This window comes from Thermoflexus sp. (assembly GCF_042408365.1).
GTDB lineage: Bacteria > Chloroflexota > Anaerolineae > Thermoflexales > Thermoflexaceae > Thermoflexus.
This window is the reverse complement of sequence record NZ_JBHOQJ010000265.1, coordinates 1-7,512: the sequence shown is the minus strand read 5'-3', so window position 1 is coordinate 7,512 and position 7,512 is coordinate 1. Positions and strand designations below refer to the sequence as shown.

The window sequence follows — 7,512 nt, the reverse complement described above, 5'->3', positions numbered from 1 at the left end:
AGGGCCTGCCGGCCCAATCCCCACTCATAATAGAGATGTTCCATCCCTCCCATCCATCCGATGGACCGCATCAGCCGGACCGTGGGATCCCGTCGCTGGAGCCAGAGGATCTCAAAGAAGGTCGCTCCGCTCCGCCAGATTTTCCACAGCTGATCCATCAGCTCTGCATCGCTGGCATCCCAGCGGACCAGCGTGGCGGCGAAGCCTTCCTCCGGCGGGGCGCCGGAAAGACGCCACAGGGCCTCCACCAGGAACGCCGCACCTTCCCATGGCAATCCGATCCGTTTCATCACCGCCTCGATGGCTTCAGAGGCCAGCCAGCCCACCGGCACCGTGATCCACTCGTAAGGGGGAGGGCCCCAAGGATGCCGAGCGAGGAGGGCATCTACCTCTTCCGGATGATGGGGCCACCCCCACAGCCAGGGAAAGAGGCTCGCCTGGGGGTGGTAGCGGAGAGCGACCCACGGCCGCTGGAGAGGGAGCCAGCGACGGGCCTCGCGCAGCAGCGGGGCCAGAGGCGGGGCCGCCACGACCTGTTCGGGGGCAAAGCTCCGGTAAACGGTCATCGGAAACACCGGCATGGGAAGCATGGCACTCGGCAAGGCCGCCGGGAGATGCGCATGCGGACGCGGCCGGGCCTCGTGACCCAGGGCGCAGGGGATCAACAATCCCTTTCGGATGGCCCGGCTCCAGACCTGTCGGAACGCCCGATGCTCCCTTCCGGTCCAACGGATCCATCGCGTTTCGGTTTCCTCCAGATCCACCCGTTCGACCCCCAACAGGCGGATCAAACCCAGAAACCGCTCCAGGTCCGGGTCCAGTTCTTCCCGCCATAATCCCAATCGGAGGTAGAAAAACAGGCGTGCCGCCAGACGGCGCACGAGCTCCGGCTTGCGCCCCCGGGGGAGCGGCCATCCCCGATGGCGAGCCAAGCGCAGGAGCTCAACCGTCGTCTGCTGCTCCAGCTGGGCCTCCAGCCGCCACAGATCCTCCAAGCCCTCCTCTGGGGCCGGGCCTACGTCGAACAACAGCGCCAACCAGGCGGCCACCTCATGGGCACACGGTTTGCTGTTCCGGCACCCACAACCCTTCACCCGAAGCGCCTCTAAGCTGCTGGTGCCACCAGAGCCTGGCCGCCGCCATTTCATCTCCTTGGAAACGTGAGCAGGCCCCCTCGGATGGGGTTTCGAGGAAAGCCTTACGAAGAGCACCTCCCCCTCCCCCGGGCGCCAGTGGATTTGGCCGGAGGACCACAGGCGGAATGCCTCGATCAGGAGCGAGCGGGGGACTCCTTCAACCCATCGATCCAGGTTCATGGGAGGAGGATCCTTCTCCATCGGGGTGCGTCCCGGGGAGAGCGCGATACCGAGCCGCGACGTCCACAACAGCGGGATGATAGGCGGACAGCTCCTCGGCCTCGAGGATCTCATAACGATAGCCCTGCTCGACCAGGAACAGCTGGCGCCGGGCTGCGTAATCCTGATCCACCGTATCCCGGGTGACCAGGGTGTAGAAATGCGCTAAAACCCCGTTCCGCTTGGGGCGCAGGATCCGCCCCAAGCGTTGCGCTTCCTCCTGACGCGACCCGAAGGTCCCCGACACCTGAATCAGGACATTGGCATCCGGCAGGTCGATCGCGAAATTGCCCACCCGCGAGATCACCAAGCGGCGGATCTCCCCACGGCGGAGCTGATCGAAGAGCCGCTCCCGCTCCGCCACAGGGGTGCGGCCGGTGATCAACGGCACATGGATCGCCCGGGCGATCCGCTCCAGCTGATCGAGATACTGGCCGATGATCAGGACAGAATCTTCTACATGCTTCTCTAGCAGCTGGCGGACCACGCGCTCTTTCGCTCGATTGGTGGCTGCCAGGCGATAGCGCTCGCTCTCCTCCGCTGTCGCATAACGAAGCCGATCCTCCGGCTCCATCGGAACACGGATCTCGTGACACTCCGCTGCGGCGATCCACCCGTGGGCCTCGAGCTCCCGCCATGGAGCCTCGTAGCGCTTCGGTCCGATCAGAGCGAACACCTCGCGCTCGAGCCCATCCTCCCGCACCAGCGTCGCCGTCAACCCCAGGCGGCGACGCGCCTGAAGCTGCGCCGTGATGCGGAAGACCGGCGCAGGCAAGAGATGGACCTCATCGTAGATGATCAGCCCCCAATCCAGGGCATTGAAGAGACGAAAATGGGGGAATTGACGCAGGAGATCCTCTTCGAAATCCCGGCGCGGGCGGTGGGTGAGGATCTGATAAGTGGTCACCGTGACCGGACGGATCTGCTTTCGATGGCCGGTGTATTCCCCAACCCAATCTGGGCTCAAGTCGGTCTTATCCAAGAGCTCAGCGATCCACTGGCGGGCGGCCACGGTGCTGGTGGCGATGATCAGCGTGGCCGTTCGCAGCCGAGCCATCACCCCCAGGCCCACGATGGTTTTCCCTGCCCCGCATGGAAGGAGCACCACCCCGCTTCCGGCCCGGAGGAAGGCCTCGACGGCTTCTTCTTGATAGGGCCGCAGGCGGAACGGCTCTCCAGTGGCCCGCGAGGTGGAGCGTAGGTGCAGATCCAGGCGCGCCCCCTCGATGTATCCGGCCATGTCTTCCACTGGATAGCCCAAGTAGAGGAGCGCCTGTTTCAGGTGCCCGCGGGCCCAGGGCTCCACCTCCACCCGGCCTTCCATAGGGGCGCCGCGATCTGTCCGCAGGAAAGGGGCCACAACCGATTGGTTCAGCATCCAGGCCAGCAGCGCCGGGTCATCCGAGACCAGCCATAGCCGGCCGTTTTCCATCTCCAGGCGGAACCGCCCGTAGCGGGCCATCCACGTCTGGATATCCTGACGGAGCGTTTCCGGGACATGGCCGCCGCTCAACTGCTCCAAATCCGCCAGGATCGCCTCCGCCGTGAGGCCCAGGGCGGCGGCGTTCCACACCGAAAGGGGGGTGATGCGGTAGACATGGACGGGCCCGGCGCTCCGCTCCAGGTCGGCAAAACGGGCCAGCGCATCCCGAGCCTGCTCATACCCCGGATGCCGCGTCTCCAACCAAATCGTCCGATCAGCCTGAACCGTGATGGGAGAACCGAGACGGATCGCCATAGCCCCTGTCGGAAAGAAGTTAGGCTATTCATTTTCCCCGAATTCAGGCGAATCGGCAATTCGTTCCCCCTCCCAGCGGAGGCAGGCCTCCAAAAACCAAAACGGGATGGCGGCCTCCGTCCGCCATCCCGCTCTCCCTCAAAGCTCGCCCGAAAAGCCAACGAATGGCTCACCGCGCGCCCCGCCCTCCATGCCTCCACGGGACGGTCATCCCCTGGAGGCAACCGCCCGATACACCGCCACGGTATCTTGCGCGATCCGCTGATGGGTGAACCGCTCCAGAACCCGCTGCCGGCCTTTCTCCCGCAGGGCTTGGTGAAGCTGGGGATCCTCCATCAGACGGTGGAGCGCCTCCCGGAGGGCGTCCTCACGATCCTCTGGGAACACCAGTCCGGCCTCTCCGATCACCCAAGGGATCTCCCCCGCCGAAGACCCGATCACCGGGACGCCGCAGGCCATCGCCTCGATCAACACCCGACCGAACTGTTCCGTCCAGTTCCGTCGGGTTCGAGAAGGAAGCACCAGCACATCCAAGCCTCGATACACTTCGGGCATCCGAGTGGAAGGCGATGGCGGTTCGAAGGAAATGCGTTCGGATAGGCCGAGGCGTTCGGCCAGCCGCCGCAACGACGGCCCCTCCGGCCCGTTTCCAATGATCCGCACCCGCCAATCGCCGGGCAACCCCGCAGCCGCCCGGATTAGGAGATCAATGCCTTTCTCTGGAACCCAGCGGCCCACATAACCGATCGTGAAAGGACGCGGCGGCCTTTCAGGAGCCGGTGAGAAGACGACAGGATCCACGCCAACCTGTGGGATCACGGCGATGGGGCCGGTGTATCCCTTGGCCCGCCAGACCCGAGCCGCCGTCTCGCTGCCCACAATGGCGGCGTCGGCGGAGCCTAAGACATCCTGCTCCCACCAGCAAAAAGGGGGCGGATACCGACGGAGGAGGTTCTGCCACGAGAAAAAGACCACGCGGATCCCCAGCGCCCTGGCGATCCGGATCGCATGCCAGGTCGCCAGATTGTACGGCTCCTCCTCGATATGCAGAAGATGCGGCCGTAGGGCACGAAGGCGGCGGCCCAAGTGAGGATAAAAATGAAGGTGGAAATGTCCGTTGAGGGCGATGGGCTCCACCAGCAGCGTATAGCCTCGGGTGTGGGCCCGCTCCAGCGGGAGCACTCCCCGCTCATCCCGCCAAGCTGGAGGGACCAGAACGATCAGCTGGATATCCTCATGGCGGGCGATCTCCTCCGCCTTGCGCTGATAAGCCCCCATCACCAGGGCTTTTGAGAGAAGGACAACACGCATTCAGCCTCCTGGGTCCACCCAGACGTCAGAGGACAGGCCCCCAGTGCTTCTTCCATTATTTGGGGTATGCGCTTAGAAAGACCGATAGCTTCTATGGATCCCCCTCCCCACGGCCCTTTGGGCGATGGGAAGGAGGATAAACAACATTTTGGGGCGAGCTGGGTGCCCAAGGCACCCAGCTCGCCCCAAAACTCCCACTGCTCCATCCCGCTATCCGCGCTCTTTCAGATGTGCCCCGAGGATGCATTTTCATTCTTCATGCCAGGCCGTGAGAGCGTCCAAATGCCTCTTCACCTCCTCCGGGAGGGGCCAGCCCACCGCCCCCAGGAGCTCCGGGAGCTGCTCCACGGTGCTGACCCCGATGATCGGGCTGGTTACCACCGGGTTGCTCAGCAGCCACGCCAGGGCGATCTGGGACGGCGTCCGGCCGAGCTCGGACGCGAGCCGCTTGACCTCCTCCAGAACCCGCCACGCCCGCTCATTCTGGAGGTAACGCCGGAGCCATTCGCTGATCGCCCCTCGGCTGCCTGGAGGGGGCGGCGCCTCGCGCTGGTATTTCCCAGTGAGAAACCCGCCCGCCAGTGGGCTATAGGGAATCACCCCCAAGCCTTGATCCCGACACAGCGCCATCAGCTCCCGCTCGAACTCCGCCCGATGCAACAGGTTGTAATGCGGCTGCAAGCTGTCGAAACGGGCCCATCCGTATTTGTCGCTGATCCACAGCGCTTTACAGAGCAGCCAAGCGGGGAAGTTGGAAGCCCCGATATAGCGCACCTTACCTTGGCGCACTAGATCATCCAGTGCGCGCAGGGTCTCCTCAAGGGGCGTCTCCTGATCCGGCCAGTGAACCTGGTACAGATCGATGTAATCCGTGCCCAGGCGCCGGAGGCTGCCCTCCACCGCCTCCAAAATATGCTTACGGGAGAGGCCTTGGTCGTTAGGGCCCGAGCCCATCGGGCCGCGCACTTTCGTGGCGATCACCAAAGCCTCCCGTCGCTGCCCCTTCAGCCAGCGGCCGATGATCTCCTCGGTGCGCCCCGCCCACGCGCCCGGCGCCCAGTAAGGATAGATGTCAGCGGTATCAATGAAGTTGATCCCAACATCGACGGCCGCCGACAGGATCCGATGCGCCGTGGGCTCATCCGCTGTCCAACCGAACGTCATCGTCCCGAGACAGAGCGCTGAAACTTTCAGGCCTGTTCGTCCGAGCGTTCGATATTCCATGCCACGCACCTCCTGGTTGATTTGAAGAGAGGAGAGGAAATGCGAGGCGAGCAGCCATCCCCCTATGTTTCCACCCAGACCCGCTGGTCACCGAACGTGTCGACCCGCGGCCCCCGGGCCAGGAGATCCCGCCATAACTCCGGGATCGCGATCACCCGGCCGCTGCGATCCAAGCAAACATGCTTCGTCCACCCGGTGACCAGGCGTTGTCCGGTATCCGCATTATGGACGGCGTAACCGAACGTGATGGCGCGGCTCCGAACCTCCTCCACCCAGGTGCGCACCGTGATCCGCTCGCCGTAACGAGCGGGGGCTTCGTAGCGGGCATGCGCTTCCACCACAGCGAACAGCGCCCCGCTCCGCTCGATCTCCGCGTAGTCCGCCCCACAAGCGCGCATATACTGGCTGCGCCCCTCTTCAAACCAGACCAGATAGGCGCTATGGTGCACGATGCCCATCTGGTCGGTCTCCGCGTAACGCACATAGAACGTCGTGGCCACAACTGGTCGATCCATGGGCGCTTCCCGGACCGAAAGCTTAGGTCTTCCAGAAATCGTCCGCTCGCATGGACGAGCAAGCAATGAAAATCCAGGGCGGTAAAGGTTGCCTGTTGCAACCCCCCGTCTCCAGAAGGGGCCCTCACGCTATGGAGACGTCACCCGGGAGAGCTCGCCGATCTCCCGGATGGTGAGGAAAGCGAGAAGCATCAGAAGAAAGAGGAACCCAGCCAAATGGATCGCCCGCTCCCGTCGAGGATCCACCCGGCGGCCCCGGATGGCTTCCACCAGCACGAACAGGATCCGCCCTCCATCCAGGGCGGGGATCGGCAGCAGATTGGTGAAAGCGAGGGCCAGGCTGATCAGCGCAGCAAATGTGAGGAACACATCCGGCGAGCCGACCTGCACGCTGGTCTGGAGTGCCTCACCCGCCTCCGCGCCGATCCGGACCGGGCCGGCAGGCTGAAGCACACCCGGGGGGACAAGCCCCAGAATAATCCGACCTGGAAGGCTGAAGAGCTGTCCAGTCAGGGCGGCGAAGGTCGCCGTGCCCCGAGCCGCCGCCCCCAAGGCCCCAAAGCGCTGGATCCGGCTGTAATCCGGCACCGCGGCGATGATCACGCCCATCGCCCCTTGGCCCGGAGGGGGATCCGGCCGCACATACACCGAGACTTCCCGCTCCAGGCCATCCCGGCGGATCCGCAAGGTGACCGTCTGGCCTCGATGGGCCTGGGCAATGGTGCGCACATCCTCGATCGTGGAGACCGATACCCCATCCATCGCCAGGATCAGATCCCCAGGCTGCAACCCGGCCTGGGCAGCCGGCGAACCTGGGGACACCCCTTGGATCTGCACTTGGGGAGTGGGAACCCCCAGCAGGAAGACCAGGATCAGAACGATCCAGGCCACGATCATGTTCATCAATGGACCCGCGGCCAGGATCAGCAAGCGCCAGGGCCAGGGACGGGCAGCGAATCCCCCGGGGACCTCCGGGTCGTCCTCCCCCCGCAAACGCACAAATCCCCCAAAGGGAATCGCGTTGATGGAAAGCACCGTCTCCCCCCAACGCCCCAAGACCACCAAGCGTGGGGGGAAACCCAACCCAAACTCCTCGACCGCAACTCCGCCCAGCTTGGCGGTTAACAAATGCCCTAACTCGTGGAAGAAAATCAAAGGGCTCAGAACCAGTAGGAACCCCAGGATCCCCCAGGGCACTCCAATCATCGGCTCGGTCATGTTTCCTCCGGAGCAGGAATTATGCTGTTGAGGGCCGCGTTGGAAAGCAGGCAGGGTGCTTTTCCCCTATTGAGAAGCGATCGAATCGCCTTAGGGTGCTTTGTTGCGAAGATAAAATTTTCTGTGAGGGGCGGGCCGCTTACGCGGCCCG

The 7,512-nt window shown here is 64.1% G+C and carries 6 protein-coding genes; all 6 read right to left on the bottom strand.

The genetic code is table 11. The features are described from left to right. On the bottom strand, positions 1 to 1,316 hold a 1,316-nt coding region (locus ACFMO5_RS12115; protein WP_376793012.1), incomplete at its 3' end, for a hypothetical protein. Continuing rightward, on the bottom strand, positions 1,294 to 3,093 hold the full coding sequence (locus ACFMO5_RS12110) for a DNA repair helicase XPB (RefSeq protein WP_376793011.1): 1,800 nt from the start codon (positions 3,091 to 3,093) through the stop codon (positions 1,294 to 1,296). The genes ACFMO5_RS12110 and ACFMO5_RS12115, both read right to left, overlap by 23 nt. Before the next feature lie 207 nt (positions 3,094 to 3,300). Beyond that, entirely contained in the window at positions 3,301 to 4,404 is a 1,104-nt protein-coding gene (locus ACFMO5_RS12105) for a glycosyltransferase family 4 protein (protein WP_376793010.1), read from the bottom strand. A 249-nt stretch (positions 4,405 to 4,653) separates the two neighbouring features. Beyond that, positions 4,654 to 5,628: an aldo/keto reductase gene (locus tag ACFMO5_RS12100; RefSeq protein WP_376793009.1), complete on the bottom strand. Its 975-nt coding sequence runs from the start codon at positions 5,626 to 5,628 to the stop codon at positions 4,654 to 4,656. 62 nt (positions 5,629 to 5,690) lie between these two features. Then, positions 5,691 to 6,143: an acyl-CoA thioesterase gene (locus ACFMO5_RS12095; protein ID WP_376793008.1), complete on the bottom strand. Its 453-nt coding sequence runs from the start codon at positions 6,141 to 6,143 to the stop codon at positions 5,691 to 5,693. Between the two features lie 129 nt (positions 6,144 to 6,272). Further along, positions 6,273 to 7,361, bottom strand: a complete 1,089-nt coding sequence (locus ACFMO5_RS12090; RefSeq protein ID WP_376793007.1) for an RIP metalloprotease — start codon at positions 7,359 to 7,361, stop codon at positions 6,273 to 6,275. Positions 7,362 to 7,512: the final 151 nt, after the last annotated feature.

What these genes read in the sequence shown, in the direction of transcription:
- ACFMO5_RS12110 (WP_376793011.1), bottom strand. Translation starts at nt 3,093, where the DNA reads ATGGCGATCCGTCTCGGTTCTCCCATCACGGTTCAGGCTGATCGGACG.
- ACFMO5_RS12105 (WP_376793010.1), bottom strand. Translation starts at nt 4,404, where the DNA reads ATGCGTGTTGTCCTTCTCTCAAAAGCCCTGGTGATGGGGGCTTATCAG.
- ACFMO5_RS12100 (WP_376793009.1), bottom strand. Translation starts at nt 5,628, where the DNA reads ATGGAATATCGAACGCTCGGACGAACAGGCCTGAAAGTTTCAGCGCTC.
- ACFMO5_RS12095 (WP_376793008.1), bottom strand. Translation starts at nt 6,143, where the DNA reads ATGGATCGACCAGTTGTGGCCACGACGTTCTATGTGCGTTACGCGGAG.
- ACFMO5_RS12090 (WP_376793007.1), bottom strand. Translation starts at nt 7,361, where the DNA reads ATGACCGAGCCGATGATTGGAGTGCCCTGGGGGATCCTGGGGTTCCTA.